Origin of the sequence: Halobacillus sp. Nhm2S1 (assembly GCF_019599545.1) — a bacterium.
GTDB lineage: Bacteria > Bacillota > Bacilli > Bacillales > Halobacillaceae > Halobacillus.
This window is the reverse complement of record NZ_JAIEZV010000004.1, coordinates 85,501-106,935: the sequence shown is the minus strand read 5'-3', so window position 1 is coordinate 106,935 and position 21,435 is coordinate 85,501. Positions and strand designations below refer to the sequence as shown.

Sequence of the window (21,435 nt, the reverse complement as noted above, 5' to 3'; positions counted from 1 at the left end):
TTTCTCCGTACATACCCCCGCTAAGTTGAATGATTTACCTCGTGCAGAACAAACTAATGAAGGAAGAAGTAGAAAGGATGTATGTCATTTGAAAACAAAATTAATTGATTGGCCGACGTTTATCGGCGCTCTCGTGTTGTTGCTCGGTGTTACGTTACCACTGATCATTTTCCCGGAAGCCGGTAAAGAGGTTGTATCACAAGCAAATACGTTCATGACGGAAAACTTTGGTGTCCTTTATATGATTATGGGCTTTGTTATTTTTGCTTTTCTTGTTTATGTTGCTTTTAGTAAAAATGGATCGATTAAACTAGGGGACGAAGGAGAAAAGCCTGAGTTCAATACATTCTCTTGGGCGGCGATGCTATTTGCTGCCGGAATCGGTTCCAGTATTTTATACTGGGCAGTTATTGAATGGGCGTATTATTACCAGGGACCCCCGTTTGGTATAGAACCGGGATCCAAAGAGGCGATTCAATGGGCATCGGCCTATGGAATGTTCCACTGGGGACCAATCGCATGGGCGATTTATACATTGCCGGCTCTGCCGATTGCTTATTTTTACTATGTTCGAAAAAAACCAGTACTTAAAGTTAGTGAGGCTGTCCGCCCAGTGTTAGGTGATTCTGTTGACGGCCCACTTGGGAACGTTATTGATGTGTTATTCATGTTCGGACTATTGGGAGGAGCAGGAACGACGCTTGCCCTCGGTACACCAATGATTGCACAAGGAATCAATAGTTTGACTGGTATACCGGCAAACTTAGGTATGAAAACAGTCATTATGTTATTGTGTACTTTGATCTTTGCGATCAGTTCATATTCAGGCCTTAAACGAGGGATTAAAGTCCTGAGTGATGTGAACTTATGGCTGTCCATCTTCCTGCTGGCCTTTATCTTCATCTTTGGACCGACGCGATTCATCAGTGAGACAACGTTCAACGCGTTGGGGATATTAGCGGATAATTTCTTTAAGATGGCCACTTGGATGGAACCGTTCGGTAATTTAGGTCAGTTTGAAAAAACAAGCTTTCCTGAGTATTGGACCATTTTCTACTGGGCTTGGTGGCTTGTATACGCTCCGTTTGTCGGGTTGTTTGTTGCACGTATTTCCAGAGGACGTACAATTCGTCAGATGGTACTTGGAACAATGGTATACGGAACACTCGGTTGTGTCCTTTTCTTCGGAATCATGGGGAACTTCGGTTTGTATATGCAGTTGACAGGACAGTTCGATGCGATCGCATTTATGGATGCGAATGGTGCACCTGCGACCATTGTTGAAATCATCAACCAACTTCCGTTAGCGAAATTCATGGTATTGATCTTTACCATCCTAGCGATTATTTTCCTTGCAACGACTTTCGATTCATCATCTTACATTCTTGCTTCCGTTGTACAGAAAAATGTGGAAGGGGAACCTTTACGTTGGAACCGTCTCTTCTGGGCATTCGCGTTGTGCTTGATGCCACTTGCGCTTATGTTCCTCGGTGGACTGGATACATTGCAGACAGCTAGTATCGTCGGTGGATTCCCACTGATCGTGATTATGTTCTTACTCGCGTGGTCATTCATGAAAGCATCCAATACAGATATTCGTGAATCTGATGATTATGAACCGAGTACGATTCATATTAGACGTTGGAAAAACCGCAAGAAGAAGAAAAAGCGTTCGGCTCTTGAAGCCCTGGAAGATAAACCGGATCAGGATTAATACAAAAAGAGGTTTTCCTAAGTTTAGGAAAACCTCTTTTTTATTTGGAATTTAATTTAGTGCGCTGAACATTATCGGGGAAGGTAAGGTTTGGCAGAGAGAACCTTAAAGTCACCATTGTCGATTAAGAATTGTTGCAGTAGGTGAAGGTGGTCCCCACCGATGAGAACGAGGATGCGGTCACCCTTCTCCGCGAGTCTTGAGATATTTGCGGCTATCGCCAGATCACGGTGATGCCACTGCTTCAGCCATTGAACCCCAACTTGATGCTGCCTGTCCCCGACACGTGCCAACTTCATATAGATCCTTTGGAGTTCTTTGCTATAGTCGGGATCATTGACATAGTGTAAGATGTTTTTGATTGTTTCATTGTTTTCCATCGACTTGAGTCTATTTTGAACGTCCATGATTTCTTTGAACAAGGAAGGTTGATGTTCTTTTGCCCATTCAAAGACTTGGTTGAGTGACGGTCTCGACATATCCACCATTTCGTCTACCGGATAAACGGATGGCAAGTCCATTTCATTGGCAAGCCGGAAAGCAAATTGTTCAACTTCATCGTAAGTGGGCGTAAGGGTGTTATTTTTAAAAGCTCTATATTTACGCTCCATTTCTTCCTCGATTAAGAAAGGTTTTTCAACAGTGATTTTCGTCGGCTTGAAATTTTTCAGTGAATGGACGATTTCCCCAATTTCCTCTTGTTGATCATTGACCATTTCAGGGTTCATAGACATGTGAAAGGTTCCTACGAGCAAAATTACCGGTTTGGTCAAATCAATCTCTCCTTCCTTTTATTATCCCTTTATTTTGAATGGAGGGAGGACTTCTTCCCCAAGTTCCTGCACCACTTCCTTTACTGGTCTTTTGTTTTTGGAAAGACCAAACATTAAATGATTAACGCCGATGGAACGATACTGCTCAATCAGATCCATCAGTCCTTTTCTCCCAACTTTATATCCAGCAGGTATTTTTTCAGTAGGAGCATCTGGGTTTTCTTCGAGTTGCAGAGGAAGTGGCATAAAGAAAGGACGGAATGCGGATTCGTCATGGAAATGCTTCACTTTCTCTCTGTACTGAGAGATGGTTTCTTTCTGCTGAGCTGGACGTTGTGGGTAAAACATCCATCCGTCTCCATGCTCCGCAACCCAATCCAGTGTCTGTTGGCAATAGCCTGTCATAAAGGTGGGGATGCGTTTTTCTGGCTTTGGAACGATGTTTGACCGATTCATCGTTCCAAAAGAAGATCGAACATCAGGAAATTCATTGTAGATGGCTTCATTGAAGAAATAGAATGCTTCCCTGAACCATTCACTCCGTTCCATAATGGGAATATTTAATCCTTCAAAGTCCTTTCTTCGATCTCCGGATGAAATCCCAAACATTAGCCGCTCAGGGAAAAGTCTTTCAATACTCGCCACTTCTTTGGCTGTCCTCAACGGGTGTCGAAGCGTCATAACAAGGGCCGCTGTACCTAAGTTGATTTGTTGTGTATGGGCCGCTACGTAGGTTAAATAAATCAAACTATCAAAAATCTGCCCTGTCGCTGGGTCTTCAAAAGTAGGGTCTTCTAATAGAACGTCCTGGAACCAAAGAGAATGAAAGTTTAATTCTTCCGCTAGTTGTGCCATTTGGATTTGGTCTTTCATTTTGGGAGCGGACTGGTCATAGTTTTCGATAGGAATGGTCAAGCCGAATGTGATTTGGTCTGGCTGCAGCATTCGCTGGTACCCGCGATGGTCTTGAAACAAAAGGAATCCTCCTCCATTTAATCGACTATTTTCTATTATAATGAGAATTTCGGAAGAAAACTAACCATAAAGGTTAATCATGAAAAGCAGGTGTTCATTTGTTGGACAGGTAATACACAAAAAATAAAAAAGCTCCCATAGGAATGGGAGCCTCATGAGTCATTATAATATATAGATGGTTAGATAGAGAAGGGTGGTGAGAAGAGCCGATCCTCCTGCGACACTTGCGATTTCAGTGGCATCGTATTGAATTCTTTTTTTCATATTTAATATCCCCTTTCGAATGACTGGTATTAAAATCGGAGCAGACTAGCTTAAAACATTCTACTTAGTAATACGATTGAATAGTCAGAAAGGTTTCATTTATATTACAATAACATATCAAAAACATTTCAACCAAATGTGACAAAATACGAGATAAGTGGAAAAGGACGATCTGAGAGATCGTTAGAAGGTTCTGATATAATGGAAAGAGATTTTATTGATGGAAGAATCTACATAAAGAGAGGGGAAATCATAATGGGAACCTATGAGTTGACTTGGGATTTAGATTCCATTTTTCATGGAGGTAGTGATTCCAATGAGTTGAAAGAGTATGTGAGGAAAACCGAACGGCTGATGGATGATCTGGAAGGATCCATTCGTACATTTACACCTCCAAAAAATACAGATCAAACAGAGGAACTCGACCAAATTGTAGAGATTATGCAAGTAGTGTCAAAACGATTGAGTGAATTTGGCGCTTTTGTAAGTTGTCTAAGTGCACAAAATGTACAGGATAGAAAAGCGAGTATGTGGCAATCGAAAAGAAGTGAATTGGGTGCACGTTTAGGGAATACATTAACTGAAATGGACCAGGTATTTGTTCAGGTCGATGATGATGTATGGAAATCCTTATTGAATCAGCCCCCTTTTCAAGCCATATCCTTTGTTTTGAATGAGAGACGTTCTCTTGCTAAGGACAAATTAGAAGTAGGGAAAGAGTCTCTCATCAATGATTTGGGTGTTGATGGATATCATGCGTGGGGGCAAATGTACGATGCTCTTGTTGCAAAGTTATCCATTGAGGTGAATGGGGAAAAGTTATCTGTAGGTCAAGCATCTAATCAATTGGATGACCCCGACCGTTCGGTTAGAAAAGAAGCCTTTGATAAACTTCAGGAAACATGGGGAGAGGCTTCCGACCTATTCACAGAAACGCTGAATCATTTATCAGGCTTCAGGCTCCAGACCTATAAACACCGCCGTTGGGATCATGTCCTGAAAGAGCCCCTCGATTATAATCGGATGAGCCAAAGAACGTTAGATACCATGTGGGAGACGATTACGAAATATAAAAAGCATTATGTTCCCTATATGAAAAAGAAAGCTGAAAAATTAGGGATTGAAAGGTTGAGCTTTTATGATGTAGAAGCACCGATCGGAGAAGCCAATCAGAAAATGAGTTTTCAAGAAGGGGCAACGTTCATTATCCAGCATTTTAGGAAGTTCAGTCCCAAAATGGCGGATTTTGCTGAAATGGCTTTTGAAAAAAGGTGGATTGAAGCAGAGGACCGGCCTGGAAAACAACCTGGTGGATTTTGTACGAGCTTCCCTGACAGCGGGGAAACGAGGATTTTTATGACTTATTCAGGTAGTCCGTCCAGTGTAGCGACCCTTGCTCATGAACTTGGTCATGCTTATCATCAGCATGTAATGGATGAATTGCCTGAGTTGAATCAAGGTTATGCGATGAACGTTGCTGAAACGGCATCGACATTTGCAGAGATGATTGTTGCGGATGCGGCCGTTAAAGAGGCAGCTACGGAGGCTGAAAAACTTGTGCTTTTGGAAGATAAAGTTCAGCGCAGTGTCGCCTTTTTTATGAATATTCATGCAAGGTTCTTGTTTGAAACGCGTTTTTATGAAGAACGCAAGCAAGGGGTCGTTTCAACGGAAAGACTGAACGAGTTGATGACAGAGGCTCAACAAGAAGCTTACGTTCAAACGTTAGACGAGTACGATCCGACATTTTGGGCTTCCAAGTTACACTTCCACATCACGGATGTCCCTTTTTATAACTTCCCTTACACTTTCGGTTATCTGTTCAGCATGGGAATTTACGCGAAAGCCATCGAAGTAGGGCCGGAATTTGAAGAGCGATATATCGCTCTGCTTCAGGATACGGGAAGGATGAGCGTGGAGGATCTTGCGAAGAAACATTTGGATGTAGATCTAGAAAAACAGGATTTTTGGGTGCATGCCTTAGATTTGTGCCTTTCTGACCTTGAGTCATTCATGGATTTGGTTTAATCAAAAGAAGGAGGAGTGAATGATGGAGGAAAAGTTAATCCCACAAGAAGAAAAGGAAGAACGAGTTTCCCAGTTAGACGGTTGGAAGCTGACGGATGAAAAATTCATTGTTAAGCGGTACCGGTTTAGTGAATTCCTGACAGGCGTCCAGTTCGTTAATCATGTCGCTGAGTATTCAGAGGATATCCAACACCATCCATTCATCAGCATTGACTATAAAATGGTGACCTTGAAGCTGACTTCTTGGAATGCGAAGGGGCTTACAGAACTTGACCTTTCCTGTGCTGTGAAATATGACGAACTTTATAATTCAATCAAATGAAGAAGAAGCCGCTCCCCGCATGGGAGCGGCTTCTTTTATGTTGAGGATGAAGGGTCTAACGACTTCACTTGTTCATTTGTAAATAATGGCGAATCACTGGCGGGCATGGCCAGACACTGAATTTCCTTTTCTGTGAATGGGTGAATCAATGTAAGTCTTGCAGCATGGAGAGCCTGTTTGTAATCGATGCTTCCTTTTCCACCGTACATTTCGTCCCCGAGGAGCGGGTGTCCGATATGACTGAGGTGTACACGAATTTGATGGGTCCTGCCGGTTTGCAACTGTAATTTCACAAGAGAGGCATCATGGGAGGCATCGTAAGAAAGAACTTCGTAATGTGTTTCCGCATGCTGGCCACCTGGTGAGACACGTCTTCTTACAGGATGATGGCGGTCTTTTCCAATCGGTTTTTCGATTTTTCCACGACGCGGTTTCAACTTTCCATGAGCCCAGGCCAAATACGTCCTTTTGATTTTCCGCTCCTGCAGCTCTTTTCCCAACATGGCAATAGCAAGATCATGCTTGGCAAAAAGGATGGCCCCTGAAGTATCGCGGTCGAGGCGATGTACGTATTTCGGGGTGGCCTCAATGCCATTCATTTGAAAGTAAAAAGCGACTCCATTGACCAGGGTGTCATGCTCGTGCGGGGTATTCGGGTGCGTGAACACGCCGGCCGGCTTATTGACGACCAATATATGATCATCCTCATAAATGACGTCAATATCCATATAAGTCGGCGTGACTTCAAGTGGTTGCGGGCGGAAAAGCCGAACACGTAAAACATCGCCACTTTTGACTGTCGCTGTCTTCCAATGAGGATTCTCATTGTTTAAAGTCACTTCTTTGTTGGAACGAAAACTATGCATCAGTTTTCGTGGTACATTCCATTTTTTCTTCAGAATTTTTTCGATTGTCAACCCATCCCATTGATCAGGGACGATGACCTCAAGCCAATCCCCCATACGTTTCGTTTTCATTTCTACACCTAATTTCCTAAATTACTGAATACCCGGTGCGTAAATCATACATATTGGTACCAGGTACGAACTGCCCTATATTGTACTCTTTCCAGTACCATTTACGCAATCACCTCTATGTTGTACCTTATGTTGTGTACCTGGCCCCCTGGGAATAAATGGGGGGTCAGGCTTGAAAAGTAGGATGATAACAGTGGAGCTGCTAGCTGTTTAAGAAGATGTACTTAGGCTACTGATGTTAACGATATGTAAAGCTGGTATCTATGGTAATAGAACTATGTTATAATAGAAGGGTTGAATAATTTGTGATACGAAAGAGGTGTGTGCTTCATGCAACACAGAGATGATATTCGTAATATAGCGATCATCGCGCACGTTGACCACGGAAAAACAACATTGGTCGACCAAATGCTTCACTATTCCGGAACTTTCCGTGATAACGAGCATGTCGATGAGCGCGCTATGGACTCTAATGATTTGGAAAAAGAACGCGGAATCACGATTTTAGCCAAAAATACCGCCATCAATTATAATGATGCGCGTATAAATATTCTAGATACCCCGGGTCACGCTGACTTCGGTGGAGAAGTAGAACGTATTCTCAAGATGGTTGACGGTGTCCTTCTTGTTGTTGATGCTTATGAAGGCTGTATGCCTCAAACACGTTTTGTGTTGAAAAAAGCATTGGAACAAAAATTGACACCGGTTGTCGTATTGAATAAAATCGACCGCCCGAATGCTCGCCCGGATGAGGTAGTCGATGAAGTTCTCGATCTGTTCATCGAGCTTGGCGCAGATGATGAGCAGTTGGAATTTCCTGTCGTTTATGCTTCCGCATTAAACGGAACTTCTGGAGATGAACCAGAGGACCAGCAGGAAACGATGGATCCAATTTTCAAGTTGATCATGAACAACATCCCAGCCCCTGTAGATACAAAAGAAGAACCATTACAATTCCAAGTGACGTTGCTTGATTACAACGATTATCTTGGCCGTATCGGAGTTGGACGTGTCTTCAATGGCTCAATCAAAGTAGGTCAGCAAGTATCCTTGATGAAGAAGGATGGATCCGTGAAGAACTTCCGTGTTTCCAAGTTGTTCGGTTTCATCGGTTTGAAACGTGTTGAAATTGAAGAAGCAAAAGCTGGAGATATTATCGCCCTGGCTGGCTTGGAAGATATTAACGTTGGAGAAACGGTCTGTCTGCCTGAACACCAGAATGCGATGGAAATTCCTCGTATTGACGAACCGACACTACAAATGACATTCCTTGTCAACAACAGTCCTTTTGCTGGCCGAGAAGGAAAATATGTAACGTCCCGTCAAATTGAAGAACGTTTGATGACTCAGCTTGAGACTGATGTCAGCTTGCGTGTCGATCCAACAGATTCTCCGGATGCCTTTACGGTTTCAGGACGTGGTGAACTACACCTTTCTATCCTAGTAGAAAATATGCGTCGTGAGGGCTATGAGCTTCAACTTTCCAAGCCGAAGGTAATCCTGAAAGAAATCGATGGACAGACGTGTGAACCGGTAGAACGTGTTCAAATTGATACACCTGCAGAATACCAAGGTGCGGTCATGGAATCCATTGGTTACCGTAAAGGTGAAATGCAGGACATGGTCAATGATGGAAATGGTCAAGTGCGTCTCGAGTTCCTAGTACCATCTCGTGGTCTGATTGGTTATTCTACAGAGTTCATGACGCAAACACGTGGTTATGGTATCTTGAACCATACCTTTGATGGCTATGCTCCACTTGTAAAAGGTCAAGTCGGCGGCCGTCGAGAAGGTGTTCTGGTTTCTCTTGATAAAGGGAAAGCGTCCACTTATGGAATTATGAACCTTGAAGACCGTGGAACCATTTTCGTTGAACCTGGTACAGAAGTGTACGAAGGAATGATCGTAGGGGAGCACAACCGTGAAAACGATCTTACCGTCAATATTACGAAAGAAAAACACTTGACTAATATTCGTTCAGCGAACAAAGATACTACAAACACCATTAAGAAAACTCGCCAAATGACGCTTGAAGAAGCCATTGAGTATCTTGATGATGATGAATATTGCGAGGTTACACCTGAAAATGTTCGTCTTCGTAAGAAATACTTGAATAAGAACGAACGTGAGAAAATGGCGAAGAAGAAAAAGCTTCAAAACACAGAAGTGTAATGATCAATAGAAAAGCCCGGGGCATATCGGTATGCTCCGGGCTTTTCGTATATTTATTGGATAACTTCAATGGTTTCTTTTTGATGGCCATGAATGTCCTCGTCTGGTTTTTCATAATGAACGTTGATCGTGTACGTTCCAGGTGAGGGAAAGGTATAGGTTGTCGTGTATTCCCCGCGTTCACTTTCTTCAGCACCAATATACACGTGTTTCTCCATCTGATCAGAGCTTATTTCATAACGCACTTTTGCTTCAGAAAATGGTTCTTCCATGTGGTTGATATGTGTGGTCAATGTAGAGGATTCTCCCGCTTTGAAACTTTGTTCAGTCATCAAGTGGACCATGAATTTACCACGATCATCTCCATGCTCGTGTCCGCTGGCTTCTGCTTGCTGTCCAACAGCCACCTCAGTTTCAGGCATTGTGTGAAGGTCATCTACCTGAGTATGGGCAATCACCTGATACGTACCTTCTTTTGCAAAGCTATGAGTGATGGTGTACACTCCGTTTTCTGTATGCTTTGCTTCGAACGTTTCAGATGAATCCTGTCCATCTTCACTATTCCAAATCTCAAATTCTACATATTCTGCATCCGGTACTGGTTCTCCACCTTGGGTGACAGATGCTTGAATGGTCGTTTCTTCATTTAAAGGCAGAGGTTGATGCTCGAATTCCACTTGTACTTCAGGGACTTCAGCAGCCTTGTTTTCTTCCTCCGCTGATGAGGAATCCTGCTCGTTATTATTTACAGAACAAGCACTCATGACGAATAACAAAATAATGGATAAGAATACTTTTTTCATAAGGCATCTCCTTTATCTGTGTATTGGAGTCGTTGATAGCCAACCTACAATTAGGATATCATTTAAAGCTTTGACATTCTTGCTTGATTTTAGACTATCTGGTGACAATACTTCATGATTTCATAAAAAAGAGGGGAGCTTTTAAAAGCTTCCCTCTAATTGACATTGTCATTATTCCAGTCATAGGTATAAAAACGTTCGTTTGTCACCCATTTCAACGCTTCGGGATCATTGACCTTTATGCCTTCTTCGAGCATCTCGAGCATTCGTGCGGTTTGTGAGATGTGGGCTCTCATCGCTGCTAGCTTTTCGTTTTGAACAGAGCGGATGTCATTGATCACATCAGGCTGCCCCAACTTCTCTTCCGTATCATTAGCAAAAGCTACCGCGTGAAACTTCGGGCGAGCTTTTTCATCAATTTCCCTCAAAGCTCGGACGACTGCGCGTGCAGTCGCTTCATGATCGGGGTGAACGGCAAAACCAGGGTAAAAACTGATGACTAATGAGGGCTGAAGTTCATCAACCAAATGGCGGACCATATCTTTCATTTCCTCATCATCTTCAAATTCAAGCGTCTTATCTCTCAAACCCATCATGCGAAGGTCTTCAATGCCCATTGCTTCTGCAGCTTTAATCAATTCTTTCCTTCTGATTTCTGGCAGGGACTCTCTCGTTGCAAACGTTGGTTTACCAAGATTGCGCCCCATCTCTCCGAGTGTGAGGCAGGCATAGGTAAGAGGGGTTCCTTGTTTTATATAGGATGTAATTGTCCCGGAAACCCCGAAAGCTTCATCGTCGGGATGAGGGAAAATAACGAGTACATGTTTTTCTTGTTCGATCATTTTCTTTCACTCCTTCAAGAGGATCACTAATCTTCATTATTGCTTAAATCAGAAAAAATGAAAAGTCATTTGTTTATAAGCTTATCTCTATCCATCACTTATTATTTTACTATCGCTCCCTTAAAGGAAGCTTGGCCTGGTTGAAATAATGAATGACACTCCTTGGCCATGGATACGGGGTCAGGGAAACGACGATTTGCAGTGTTTTGGATCAGTCAGTAGAAAAACACACACGTTCGTGTCTCCATTCGCTTTTCATGCGGACGTTTCCCAGACCCTGCTTACATGCTTATTCGTGTGGGATCTTTGGTTAAAACATCTCTATAACGGCCTGGCTGAGCAGGTCTTCCCTACAGAATTTGTCAGTCTGTTAGAGGAATTTTGAGAACCTCTTTATGGCAAAGGGGCGGAGGGAAACGGTGAGACTCCTGTGGGATGTGCGTGGTAGATGAGACCCCGCAGAGCGTCAGCTCGAGGAGGCTCATCACTCGCCCACGGAAAGCGAACCTTTTCCCGGAGCCCTAAGCTCCCATAAAAGTCTCGAAATCGAGTTTTCCACAATCCTCCCATATACATTAATAACTCCCTAGTAGAATAACCATCCTATACGAGAGTATTAGGTTTATGTTCTCCCTTTTAAAGGAAAGCAATCTTTAGATTGTAAAATGAAGGGAGTTTATGAACATGGAAGAGAGAATTGAGTATTTGACGGATTGGCTGCGTACGAAGACAGAAGAAGCAGGTGCCGATGGGCTTCTGGTTGGGATCAGCGGTGGGATTGATTCTGCTGTAGTATCGTATTTGATTAAGCGGGCATTTCCTGAAAAATCTTTAGGGGTGATTCTGCCAATTAATAAAGGTGTGGAAGACCAAACTGATGCACTGGCTGTCGTAGAAGGGGCGGAGCTTGATTATATCGGTATTGAATTGACCGATGCCTATCAGACGACTTACGACACCGTTAAGAATCAGTTGAAAGAAAAGGGCGATTGGAATGAGGATAAATCACAGCTTGGTGGTGCGAATCTTCAAGCAAGACTCCGAATGAGTACGCTTTATGCTGTAGGGAACAACTACAATTACCTTGTCGTTGGAACGGATAATGCAGCAGAAGATTATACCGGTTATTTTACGAAATACGGAGATGGTGGCGTGGATCTGGTTCCTCTGATCAACCTGAGGAAAGAAGAAGTAAAGGAAATGGCCAAAACTTTGAATGTTCCAGACTCTATCCTTCATAAAAAACCGAGCGCTGAGCTTTGGGAAGGACAAACGGATGAAGAAGAGCTTGGCATGTCTTATGATACAATTGATGCTTTTCTCAGGGGGGAGAAAATCGACTCCGAAGATGAGGAAAACTTGAAGCAACGGCACAAAAAGACCGAACATAAGCGTCAAGTTCCGGCAGGCCCCGATCGGTTCCAAGGAGCGTGATCACCTTTTATGAAGCAGGATACAGCCCTCATCATCATTGACATGATCAATAAAATGGACTTTGATGGTGGAGAAAATCTACTTAAAAACAGCCTTCCTGTCGCAAAGCGTTTGCGTGTGTTCAAAAAAGAGGTCAAACAGCAAGGTGTACCGGTCATTTATGTGAATGACAACTTTGGGCTTTGGCAGGACAATGCATCTGAGTTGTTAGAGGAGTGTAAAAAGGGGACAGGAAAACCGGTGGTTGAAGAAATGGAGCCTGATGAAGACGATTATTTTATCATAAAACCGAAGCATTCAGGCTTTTTTGGAACACAGTTAAGCATCCTCTTGGACCATCTGAAGGTCAAGAACTTAATTTTGACCGGAGTAGCTGGTGATATCTGCGTTATTTTCACAGCGAATGATGCTTATATGAGGGAATACAATCTTTGGGTGCCGGAAGATGGCATAGCCTCTGAGTACAAAGAAGATAATGAAAATGCCTTAAGAATCATAAAACGATCGTTGGCTGCCCAAACAGATTCGTTGGATTGCTCTCTTTTGGGGCGCATTTTCAGCAGTTGACAGTAACGAGTACATGTCATATATTATAAGTGAACACAGGTGATGGTTTCACGAATGTAACTTTTAACCCGTGAAGGAGAAATGATTTATGAGTGTGGTTGTTCTTAACTAATCCATGAACTGGATACGTCCTGAAAAAAAGTATGCGAAAGCATGCTTGGTTTGTTATACCCTTTTTCAGGAACAGTTAAGAACAAGCATAAGCATAGCCGGATAAAACGATCCTAAAAGCTATGACTGGCTTATTCAGTCATAGCTTTTTTTCGTACATTCGTGGAGCTACATTCTATATGTGTCTACGAAGTCCGCAGCGAGCTATCTTCAGCTTGTTGCGGACTTTTTTATTTTTATGATCACCTGTCATAATGAGGAGGAAAAACATTGAATCAGCAAACATTTGATAGTTTAGGTTTAAACAATATATTAACAAGAGTGAGTGATTTCGCTCATACCGATCAAGGGAAAGAAACGATTCTACATTTGCAACCATCCAATGACCAAAAAAGATTGGAAAGGATGCATGAGGAAGTTAAAGAAGCCAGAGCCATTATTGATAGTCAGAGTCATGTACCCATTCATACCCTGGATGACATTCAGGTCATGATTGATCAAGGGAACAAAGGTCTTTATATCCGTCCGCAGCAATTTGGCTCCCTCGTCTCTTTTTTAGAGCATTGTACAAAATTGAAACGGTTTATGAAAGATAAGCAGATCCTGGCCCCGACCATCTCTCTCTATGTAGATTCCATCGCGGATTTATCCCAGTTGGAAGAGGAGATTTACGGAAAAATACGTCATGGACAAATTGATGAATCTGCATCGAAAGAGTTAGGGAAGCTGCGAAGAAAAATGGACAAAACTCTCAGTGATATGAAAACGAGGATGGAAAGTTCAGCTAAAAAATATAGCTCTTTCCTCCAAGAGAATAGGCCGGTGGATAAAGGAGGTCGACTAACCCTTCCTGTCAAAAGAGAGAACCGGTCCAAAGTGAAAGGTGTCATCCTTGATCAATCTTCTTCTGGTGCGACGTTATTTATAGAACCAAAAGAAGTGACGTCCCTTCAAGAGGAATTCGGAGTTTTAAAAATGCAGGAAGAGCAGGAGGTGGAACGGATTCTCTATGCGTTGACTGCCTCTGTGCTGGAAAAGGAACATGAATTGAATATTGCTATGGAAACAATGCACCAGTATGATGTTCTTTTTGCAAAAGCGAAATACAGCAAATTGATTGATGCGTATTCCCCGATCTTTTCCCAAGGGGAAATTGAAATCAGGGAGGGACGCCACCCTTTATTAGGGGGGAAAGCTGTTCCACTGAATCTCCATATGGGGGAAGATGATCAAGCCCTTCTTATTACTGGGCCAAATACTGGGGGGAAAACGGTAACGTTAAAAACGGTAGGGTTGTTTTGTTTAATGGCGCAATGTGGACTGCCGATTTCTTCACAACCTGGAACCAGATTGCCTCTTTTCCAACATGTTTTTGTTGATATTGGTGACGGGCAAAGCATCGAAGAGAACTTAAGCACCTTCAGTTCAAGGCTGACGAACTTGATTCATATTTTGCAGCAGGCCAATGATCATTCCTTGCTACTCCTGGATGAAATCGGTTCTGGTACAGATCCAGGTGAAGGGATGGGATTAGCCACTGCCATTCTTGATCAACTTGCTAACAAAGGCTCGACCATTTTGGCGACCACTCACTATAGTGAAATGAAAACCTATGCCATGGAAAAAGAAGGATTTGTTAATGGAGCGATGGCTTTCGATCTGGAAACTCTCAAGCCTACGTACCAGCTGCAAATCGGAACAGCAGGGAAAAGTCAGGCATTTGATATCGCCTATAAATTAGGACTGCATCCTGAAATCCTCAATCATGCTTATGACATCACATATAAGCAAAAGGGGGGCTTTATGAAAGACGACCAGCTTTTGAAAAATCCGTCCTATGCTAAGCAAGTGGCCATCAACCGGTACAGACAAAAACGCAAGGTTCAAAAAAAAGAGAAAGCAGGTTTTCAAATGGGGGATAATGTATGGATACCTGCAGAAGAAGAAATGGGCATTGTGTATAAAGGACCGAATGCTTTCGGGAATTACGTCGTTCAAGTTAAGGGTGAAAAGAAAGAATACAATCACAAGCGCTTGAAACTCCACATCTCAGCTGATGAACTATATCCTGAGGATTATGATTTTGATATTGTATTCAAATCCAAAGAATATAGGAAGGTTAAAAAAGTGATGGACCGGAAACATGTGGATGGGTTAACTTTGGAAGACGAAGAATAAGCGTACACATCGGGGGAGTGCTAGCATTTCAATTGGAACAGAACAACGTGTTATTCTGAAGTAAACAGCCAAAAGGGGTGAAGCATGTGAAGAAGCGGACGAAATGGGTCATGATGATAGCCATACTTTCATTGGTTGCTGTTTTTGCCATCCCGGAAGCTTATGCCTATTTAACAAAGCGTAATTATGATAGTGAAGCTGTGACAGCAGATGAAATACCTGAAGGCTATGAGGTGGCTACTCTGGCAGGGGGCTGCTTTTGGTGTATGGAGCCTCCATTTGAGAAATTGAAGGGCGTCCATAGTGTCATATCCGGTTATACGGGAGGGGAAACAGAAAATCCTTCTTACGATGAAGTATCTTCCGGAGGAACGGGCCATATTGAGTCTGTTCAAATCTATTATGATCCAGGCGTCATTTCCTATGAGCAGATTCTCGATGTCTTCTGGAGACAAATCAACCCCACCGATGACGAAGGTCAGTTTGTGGATCGAGGGTATCAATATACGACCGCCATCTTTTATCATACTTCTGAACAGCGGCAAATCGCTGAACAATCCAAACAGGAACTTCAAAATTCCGATCGCTTTCAAAAAGAATTAGTCACCCCTATCCGGGAAGCGGAAGAGTTTTATAGAGCAGAGGAATACCACCAGGATTATTATAAGAAAAACAAATTGAGATACGATTTCTATCGTGGGAATTCAGGGCGCGATCAATATTTAGAAGACAAATGGGGAGAAGGATCAGAATTGGACCTTCCCAAGAAATAACCTCGATCATTGGAGGCCACCTTTTATACTAAAACAAAACCCCTTCGTGTAAACGAAGGGGTTTAAATCATTGATATTCAATAGCTTTCTGTTTCTTTAGGAATGGAAGGATTAGCATCCGTATCCATACTTGTATAGCCTACATAACTAAAACCGATGACAATAACCATAAGAATGGCAAGTAAAATTTTTCTCATAATATTTCCTCCATCACTACAAAACGACAGAAAAAAGCAGGTTTTGTCGAATATTGTAGATTGTTGCTTATTCTATTGTAATTGTTAAAAAATAAGATTACAAGCCTATCTTCGGCTAAGAAACCATTTTTAAACCGATGACTCCGGCAACGATGCAAGTGATGAACAACAGACGTTTCCGATTCGCTTTTTCTTTAAAGAAGAAGATGCCCAGCAAAACGGTCCCTGCCGATCCAATTCCTGTCCATATCCCATAAGCCGTTCCTATTGGAAGATCTTTTAAAGATAAAGAAAGGAAATAAAAGCTCGCCGCACCTGCAAGGACAGCCATGAACGCTGGTTTCCGTTTTTGGAAGCCATCCGACAGCTTCAAAAAGAACATGGCCGTCATTTCACCTACTCCAGCCATCATTAAAAATACCCATGCCATGCTTATCCCTCCTGTTGTACCTGTTCTGAATTAGTATCAGACATTTTTAAACCAATAATGCCTGTGATTAAAAGAGCAATAAAAAAGACTTTCCCAGCTCCGCCTCCGTCGCCAAGAAAGATCATACCAATTAAAGCTGTACCTGCTGCCCCAATCCCTGTAAATATCGCATACCCTGTTCCAATATCAATCACTTTCAATGCTTTGGTGAAAAAAGTGAAGCTGATAATAATACAAATGATGGTAATGGTTGAAAAGAGGGGGTCCGTGAATCCCTCCGACAGTTTCAATCCAACAGCCCATCCGATTTCGAAAAAAGCACCGAAGAACAAATAAATCCATGCCATCTTTTCATACCTCCCTAATACCCCGGGTTTTTAATGCCAAGCCAAAAAATTTGCCAGCTTGCTTTCTGTCTTTCTTCAAAAACTTCCCGGTCATAAAAATTTTCTTCCAAAAACAAACCGTCAATCAACGTATAAAATGCTGAAGTCAGCGTATTTGTAGAAAGAGGGCGGATAATTTCTTTCTCTATTCCACGTTCAAACACCGGGCGAATAATCTCAGTCATACAGTCTTCCACCATCAAGAAGACTTTTTTAATTTCAGCTGCGAAATCTTCGGGCGGAAAAAAGGTTACACGCTTGAAGAACATGCCTTCTGTGGAGTGAGCCATGTGTTCCAAATAGACACGGTAGATCTCATGGAGACGATCAGCCACGGAGTCCTGGTCGATGGATTCTGCCTGATTCATTAAATGACTCTTTTCTCTTTCTCCCACATCATAAAGAACATGAAGAAAGATATCTTCTTTATTATCAAAATGATTATAAAGAGAAGGTTTTTTGATTCCAACAGCTTCAGCAATATTGGCAAGGGTCGTATTTTCGTATCCATAATTGGCAAAGAGCTTAAGACTCTCTTCAATAATCGTTTCTTTTGTCATTCAGCTCTCTCCTTTCACTAACTAACGTTTGTTAGTTTTATTTTACCACGCTGTTCGATCGTTGTCCAGAACTCTAAATTCGACATGTTTAGTCATGATTAAGGAAGGGAATGCTTTGTAATAAGAGGACTTATACCATAATAGGAAATGGTAAGAATGAAGGCACACCATTTGGCAGGATGCCTGATACTAAAACAGAAGGGGATTGAATCGGTGAACCAATATAAACTGGATCGATACGAAGGGGCTTATGCGATTTTGGTCGAAGAATCCGAATTTAAGAATGAACTTTCTGTACTCAGAGAGAGGCTTAGCTTTGTGAAACCAGGAGATTATGTTGAAATAGAATTCGATTCCATTGGTAATCTTAAACATGTAGCTATTTTGTCCAAATGCGACAAAATGGAAAAGGCTTAAGAAGAAGTGCGTCAGCGGCTCAGCTATTGAACCGTTGACGCACTTCTTCTTTTTTATTCCACAATTCTGCCATTAAGTTGAAGATATGGAAGGGGCTTGTTATTTATTCATAATATTTAGATAATTATGTTGAATTACCTTGCATTTCTTTTGTATATCATCATAATAAAAGTAAGAGATTTGTACTGGGGGGATACTCATGCTATTACGGAATGCAATGGACCTCTTGGATGAAGGGGTACTGATTAGTAACGAAGAATACACGATCACTTACGTCAATCCTGCCTATGTAAAGATGTTTCAATTAGAGGAAGAGCGGATCGTTGGAGAAAAACTCAATCATTTGTATCCGGATGTAGCACCAGAAAATAGAGTCCTATCCAAGTCCATCCAAGAGAAAAAAGACATAGATTCTGAAGGGGTGGAATTTCAGTGGAAGGATATGGACATGGTTCTTCATATTTATACTAAACGTTTCATTCATGAAGGAGAGAACTTTGTTCTCATCCGTATTTTCAATATGACGGAACAATCAAAAAGAGAGAAAGAGTTAATTCATATGATTGAAGAAATGACAGCTAATATTGTAACCATTGCTAAAGGTTATGCCCTTTTACCATTGCAGCCAATTTTAAGAGAGGAACAGCGCCACATCTTATTAGAGAGAGTACCTGTTTTATGTCAGGAACAGAATGTGAGTCGACTGGCGATCCAATTTTCAGGAATTACTTCGATCGATGAAGAATGGGCAGTCCTTTTGAAAAACCTTATGATGAGTCTTAAATTGTTGGGCATAGAGGTTGTTCTTGCCGGCATGCGTCCACAGGTAGTGATGCAATTTGCAGAAAATCATATTCAACTGGATGGGGTGCGAACGTTTATGAACGTACAGCAAGCAACGAAGTATTTTCTGGAAACGGGGTTGAAGCCAACGTTCAAGTAAATATAAAAACCTTTTATCGATCATGCGACTGCAAATCTCATTCTGACCTCAAGAAAGAGTTTTTCATTTATTATCTATAAAGGGAGACCAGTAAGTTTACTCCGTGATAAAAGAGCCTTCTCGCACCCATCATTTGTTATGTCTTCAGCCATCACACGATGAAATCAAGGGGAGCAGCCCTCATGTGTCCTAAAGATGGTTATGAGCCAGAACCCTCCCCTTGAAGAATATGTACTCAGAAAATATTATCGGGCTCCTTTCTATACTCCTTCATAATTTCTCCTTTCACCTTCTTCCAGAAAAAATCAGTCATTCCTTTTCACTAATAAAAGAACACAGACTGTCTGTTGTTTAATGTGCTATAATACAAACAAATGTTCTTGAAAGGTGATCGATATGGAAGAACTACTGGACGGACTAAACCCATCACAACAAGAAGCGGTTGTATCTACAGAAGGATACGTCCGCGTCATTGCAGGTGCAGGTTCTGGCAAGACAAGGGCCCTGACTCATCGGTATGCCTTTATCGTAAATGAGCTCGGAATCGACCCGGCTAATATTTTATCTGTAACTTTTACAAATAAAGCGGCTCATGAAATGAGGCGAAGGGTGAAAAAATTAATTGGAGGAGAGCAGGACACAGGATTCATTACCACGTATCACGGATTTTGTGTCCGTGTCCTACGGGAAGATATCCACCGGCTTTTTTACCCGAAGAATTTTGTCATTTTGGACGTGGAAGATCAGAAGATTTTACTGAGAGAGATTTTTGAGGATATGGGGTTAAAACTGAATGATAAAACATTCAAAAGGATTCTTGATAAGATTGGTATCCTTAAAGGAAACACGCATTATGTACAACAAATGATTTTACGTGGACAAATGCCTTCCGTAGAAGAATCAGGAGACCTCGACAGTCAGATTATCCAACAGTACCTCAAGAAGCAAAAGCGTGTGTACGGGCTGGATTTCGATGATTTACTCAATTTTGTTTTCACTCTCTTCGAACAGAGTAAAGAAGTGCTTGAAAAGTGGCAGGATCGACTTTTTTACATACAGGTCGATGAATTTCAGGATAGCAGCTTAAAACAATTCGAACTTGTGAAAATGCTTGCTGAAAAACAGGGGAATCTATTCGTCGTTGGTGATCCCGATCAAACCATTTATGAATGGCGGGGAGCTGACCCTAAGTACATGGTGGACTTTGAAAATTACTTTCCTGCTGCTCAGACCATCTTTTTAAAGGAAAATTACCGTTCCACACCGGAGATTCTCTCTTTGGGAAATGCCTTGATCCGCAATAACTACTTCAGGGTGGATAAGGACATGCTTCCTGTCAATCCTTCAGGAGTGAAAGTGGTTCACTATCATGGGAAAGACGAGATACAGGAAGCGAAATGGATCGTGAATAGGATTAAACAACTCGTGGAAAAAAAGAAAGCGAATTTGAGTGAGATCGCCATTTTGTATCGAGCGAATTACTTATCCCGTTTTGTGGAACAGGAACTTATTGCTGAAAATATCGAATATACGATTTTCGGTGGATTTAAATTTTTTGATCGCCTGGAAATTAAGGATGCTCTCGCTCACTTGAGGATGATCGCTTTTCAGGATGATTTGTCTTTCAGTCGCATCATTAATGTACCAAAACGTCAAATTGGGAAGAAGCGTATGAGTTTCCTCAGGGAAAAAGCGGAAGAGGAGGGACAATCCCTCTATGAAACCCTGAAAAAATATGCGGACCATGATCGGCTGAGGCGAACAGGTGCTCAATCTTTCATTGACGCGATTGAATATTTAAAGGAAATCAGAAGCAAAAGAAAAGTTTCGGAACTGCTTCAAGAAGCTATGCAAGTGACGGGATACGAAGCTTATCGTAGAGAGGACGGAGATCAAGAGAGGTTGGATAATATGACTGAGCTCCTTCATTCGATTGTCCAGTATGAGCAAACGCTTGGGGAAGATATTGATTTGGACGAATACTTGCAAATGGTTTCTCTCTATACAGATAACGATAGGGCAGACCAGATAGATTCCATTAAACTCATGACGATTCATACAGCCAAAGGACTGGAGTACCCTTATGTATTTGTTATTGGTATGTCAGAAAGTGTACTCCCCAATGTCCGGGCAATCAGGCAGAGGAAAGAGAGGGGGCTGGAAGAGGAGCGCAGGCTTGCCTATGTAGCCGTGACGAGAGCGGAACAGGAACTCTATTTGACAGAGTCTGAAGGGTTTCAAAATGGAGGGCAAAAGAAATACCCTTCCCGTTTTATATTTGAAGTCGAAGATCGTTTCTATGACCGTATCGGAGAGTTGGATGAATCTCTCATTGAAGAAGCGAAAGAATATATTCGTGCCACCCATCGTCTGGAGAGAGAGCCTTCTGGGGATTTCTTTGAAAAAGGAACCCGGGTCAAGCATCCCGTTTTCGGTGAAGGTTCCATCGAAGAAGTCGATGAGAAGAAAAACAATTATCTGGTCTTTTTTGACCGTCTTAAAGCCCCCAGGCCAATCAGTCGTAACTTTAAAAAGCTGGAAAAACTATAAATAAATCAGAAGAGCCGTC

General features: G+C 42.1%; 19 protein-coding genes. 11 read left to right on the top strand and 8 right to left on the bottom strand.

Features of this window, described 5'->3' with window-relative positions; translation table 11 throughout:
- The first annotated feature begins 88 nt into the window (after positions 1–88).
- Positions 89–1,714, top strand: a complete 1,626-nt coding sequence (locus tag K2225_RS16030; RefSeq protein ID WP_220585663.1) for a BCCT family transporter — start codon at positions 89–91, stop codon at positions 1,712–1,714.
- Positions 1,715–1,785: 71 nt separating this feature from the next.
- Here the strand turns inward: K2225_RS16030 and K2225_RS16025 are convergent, their stop codons facing one another.
- Positions 1,786–2,487 (bottom strand): DUF5694 domain-containing protein, encoded by a 702-nt coding sequence (locus tag K2225_RS16025; RefSeq protein ID WP_220585662.1) that lies wholly within the window; start codon positions 2,485–2,487, stop codon positions 1,786–1,788.
- Positions 2,488–2,508: 21 nt separating this feature from the next.
- On the bottom strand, positions 2,509–3,432 hold the full coding sequence (locus tag K2225_RS16020; RefSeq protein WP_220586004.1) for a TIGR03571 family LLM class oxidoreductase: 924 nt from the start codon (positions 3,430–3,432) through the stop codon (positions 2,509–2,511).
- A 549-nt stretch (positions 3,433–3,981) separates the two neighbouring features.
- Between K2225_RS16020 and K2225_RS16015 the strand changes: the two genes are divergently transcribed.
- Positions 3,982–5,754 carry a M3 family oligoendopeptidase gene (locus tag K2225_RS16015; RefSeq protein ID WP_220585661.1) on the top strand — a complete coding sequence of 591 codons (1,773 nt, stop codon included), beginning with the start codon at positions 3,982–3,984 and terminating at the stop codon, positions 5,752–5,754.
- 22 nt (positions 5,755–5,776) lie between these two features.
- A complete protein-coding gene (locus tag K2225_RS16010; protein ID WP_220585660.1) occupies positions 5,777–6,076 on the top strand; it encodes a 4a-hydroxytetrahydrobiopterin dehydratase in 300 nt (99 codons plus the stop codon).
- A gap of 35 nt (positions 6,077–6,111) precedes the next feature.
- Here K2225_RS16010 and K2225_RS16005 read toward each other — a convergent pair whose 3' ends face one another.
- A complete protein-coding gene (locus K2225_RS16005) occupies positions 6,112–7,053 on the bottom strand; it encodes an RluA family pseudouridine synthase (RefSeq protein ID WP_220585659.1) in 942 nt (313 codons plus the stop codon).
- A gap of 330 nt (positions 7,054–7,383) precedes the next feature.
- Here K2225_RS16005 and typA point away from each other — a divergent pair, with 330 nt between their 5' ends.
- Positions 7,384–9,225: a translational GTPase TypA gene (typA, locus tag K2225_RS16000; RefSeq protein WP_146815258.1), complete on the top strand. Its 1,842-nt coding sequence runs from the start codon at positions 7,384–7,386 to the stop codon at positions 9,223–9,225.
- Positions 9,226–9,278: 53 nt separating this feature from the next.
- On the opposite strand, the gene K2225_RS15995 is transcribed toward typA, so the two are convergent.
- Together K2225_RS15995 and bshB2 are read right to left on the bottom strand one after the other, a co-directional pair.
- The gene (locus K2225_RS15995) at positions 9,279–10,028 is read right to left on the bottom strand and encodes a FixH family protein (protein ID WP_220585658.1); all 750 of its coding nucleotides are present in this window, start codon (positions 10,026–10,028) and stop codon (positions 9,279–9,281) included.
- Positions 10,029–10,183: 155 nt separating this feature from the next.
- The gene (bshB2, locus tag K2225_RS15990; RefSeq protein WP_220585657.1) at positions 10,184–10,870 is read right to left on the bottom strand and encodes a bacillithiol biosynthesis deacetylase BshB2; all 687 of its coding nucleotides are present in this window, start codon (positions 10,868–10,870) and stop codon (positions 10,184–10,186) included.
- Between the two features lie 684 nt (positions 10,871–11,554).
- On the opposite strand from bshB2, the gene nadE reads away from it, so the two are divergent.
- The 4 genes from nadE to msrA all read left to right on the top strand — a co-directional run bounded on the left by nadE (position 11,555) and on the right by msrA (position 15,933).
- Complete coding sequence (gene nadE, locus K2225_RS15985) at positions 11,555–12,304, top strand: NAD(+) synthase (RefSeq protein WP_220585656.1); 750 nt, start codon at positions 11,555–11,557, stop codon at positions 12,302–12,304.
- A gap of 9 nt (positions 12,305–12,313) precedes the next feature.
- The gene (locus K2225_RS15980; protein WP_220585655.1) at positions 12,314–12,871 is read left to right on the top strand and encodes a cysteine hydrolase family protein; all 558 of its coding nucleotides are present in this window, start codon (positions 12,314–12,316) and stop codon (positions 12,869–12,871) included.
- 381 nt (positions 12,872–13,252) lie between these two features.
- Positions 13,253–15,160, top strand: coding sequence for an endonuclease MutS2 (locus tag K2225_RS15975; RefSeq protein ID WP_220585654.1), 1,908 nt, complete (start codon positions 13,253–13,255; stop codon positions 15,158–15,160).
- 86 nt (positions 15,161–15,246) lie between these two features.
- Entirely contained in the window at positions 15,247–15,933 is a 687-nt protein-coding gene (gene msrA / locus K2225_RS15970; protein ID WP_370632768.1) for a peptide-methionine (S)-S-oxide reductase MsrA, read from the top strand.
- A 312-nt stretch (positions 15,934–16,245) separates the two neighbouring features.
- Here msrA and K2225_RS15965 read toward each other — a convergent pair whose 3' ends face one another.
- From K2225_RS15965 to K2225_RS15955, 3 genes are read right to left on the bottom strand one after another with little or no spacing between them, the layout of a single operon-like run.
- Positions 16,246–16,560 (bottom strand): DMT family transporter, encoded by a 315-nt coding sequence (locus tag K2225_RS15965; RefSeq protein ID WP_220585653.1) that lies wholly within the window; start codon positions 16,558–16,560, stop codon positions 16,246–16,248.
- 2 nt (positions 16,561–16,562) lie between these two features.
- Positions 16,563–16,907 (bottom strand): DMT family transporter, encoded by a 345-nt coding sequence (locus K2225_RS15960; protein ID WP_220585652.1) that lies wholly within the window; start codon positions 16,905–16,907, stop codon positions 16,563–16,565.
- A 14-nt stretch (positions 16,908–16,921) separates the two neighbouring features.
- Positions 16,922–17,506, bottom strand: coding sequence for a TetR/AcrR family transcriptional regulator (locus K2225_RS15955; protein ID WP_220585651.1), 585 nt, complete (start codon positions 17,504–17,506; stop codon positions 16,922–16,924).
- Positions 17,507–17,719: 213 nt separating this feature from the next.
- On the opposite strand from K2225_RS15955, the gene K2225_RS15950 reads away from it, so the two are divergent.
- The 3 genes from K2225_RS15950 to K2225_RS15940 all read left to right on the top strand — a co-directional run bounded on the left by K2225_RS15950 (position 17,720) and on the right by K2225_RS15940 (position 21,416).
- Positions 17,720–17,923, top strand: a complete 204-nt coding sequence (locus tag K2225_RS15950) for a hypothetical protein (protein ID WP_089653914.1) — start codon at positions 17,720–17,722, stop codon at positions 17,921–17,923.
- Between the two features lie 199 nt (positions 17,924–18,122).
- Complete coding sequence (locus K2225_RS15945; RefSeq protein ID WP_220585650.1) at positions 18,123–18,866, top strand: PAS domain-containing protein; 744 nt, start codon at positions 18,123–18,125, stop codon at positions 18,864–18,866.
- A gap of 396 nt (positions 18,867–19,262) precedes the next feature.
- Positions 19,263–21,416 (top strand): ATP-dependent helicase, encoded by a 2,154-nt coding sequence (locus K2225_RS15940; protein WP_220585649.1) that lies wholly within the window; start codon positions 19,263–19,265, stop codon positions 21,414–21,416.
- Positions 21,417–21,435 lie beyond the last annotated feature (19 nt).

Excerpts from the sequence above, each read along its gene's own strand:
- K2225_RS15960 (WP_220585652.1), bottom strand. The coding sequence starts at position 16,907 with ATGGCATGGATTTATTTGTTCTTCGGTGCTTTTTTCGAAATCGGATGG.
- K2225_RS15980 (WP_220585655.1), top strand. The coding sequence starts at position 12,314 with ATGAAGCAGGATACAGCCCTCATCATCATTGACATGATCAATAAAATG.
- K2225_RS15965 (WP_220585653.1), bottom strand. The coding sequence starts at position 16,560 with ATGGCATGGGTATTTTTAATGATGGCTGGAGTAGGTGAAATGACGGCC.
- K2225_RS16005 (WP_220585659.1), bottom strand. The coding sequence starts at position 7,053 with ATGAAAACGAAACGTATGGGGGATTGGCTTGAGGTCATCGTCCCTGAT.
- K2225_RS15945 (WP_220585650.1), top strand. The coding sequence starts at position 18,123 with ATGCTATTACGGAATGCAATGGACCTCTTGGATGAAGGGGTACTGATT.
- bshB2 (WP_220585657.1), bottom strand. The coding sequence starts at position 10,870 with ATGATCGAACAAGAAAAACATGTACTCGTTATTTTCCCTCATCCCGAC.
- nadE (WP_220585656.1), top strand. The coding sequence starts at position 11,555 with ATGGAAGAGAGAATTGAGTATTTGACGGATTGGCTGCGTACGAAGACA.
- K2225_RS15940 (WP_220585649.1), top strand. The coding sequence starts at position 19,263 with ATGGAAGAACTACTGGACGGACTAAACCCATCACAACAAGAAGCGGTT.
- K2225_RS15995 (WP_220585658.1), bottom strand. The coding sequence starts at position 10,028 with ATGAAAAAAGTATTCTTATCCATTATTTTGTTATTCGTCATGAGTGCT.
- K2225_RS16015 (WP_220585661.1), top strand. The coding sequence starts at position 3,982 with ATGGGAACCTATGAGTTGACTTGGGATTTAGATTCCATTTTTCATGGA.
- K2225_RS15955 (WP_220585651.1), bottom strand. The coding sequence starts at position 17,506 with ATGACAAAAGAAACGATTATTGAAGAGAGTCTTAAGCTCTTTGCCAAT.
- K2225_RS16010 (WP_220585660.1), top strand. The coding sequence starts at position 5,777 with ATGGAGGAAAAGTTAATCCCACAAGAAGAAAAGGAAGAACGAGTTTCC.
- typA (WP_146815258.1), top strand. The coding sequence starts at position 7,384 with ATGCAACACAGAGATGATATTCGTAATATAGCGATCATCGCGCACGTT.
- K2225_RS16020 (WP_220586004.1), bottom strand. The coding sequence starts at position 3,432 with ATGCTGCAGCCAGACCAAATCACATTCGGCTTGACCATTCCTATCGAA.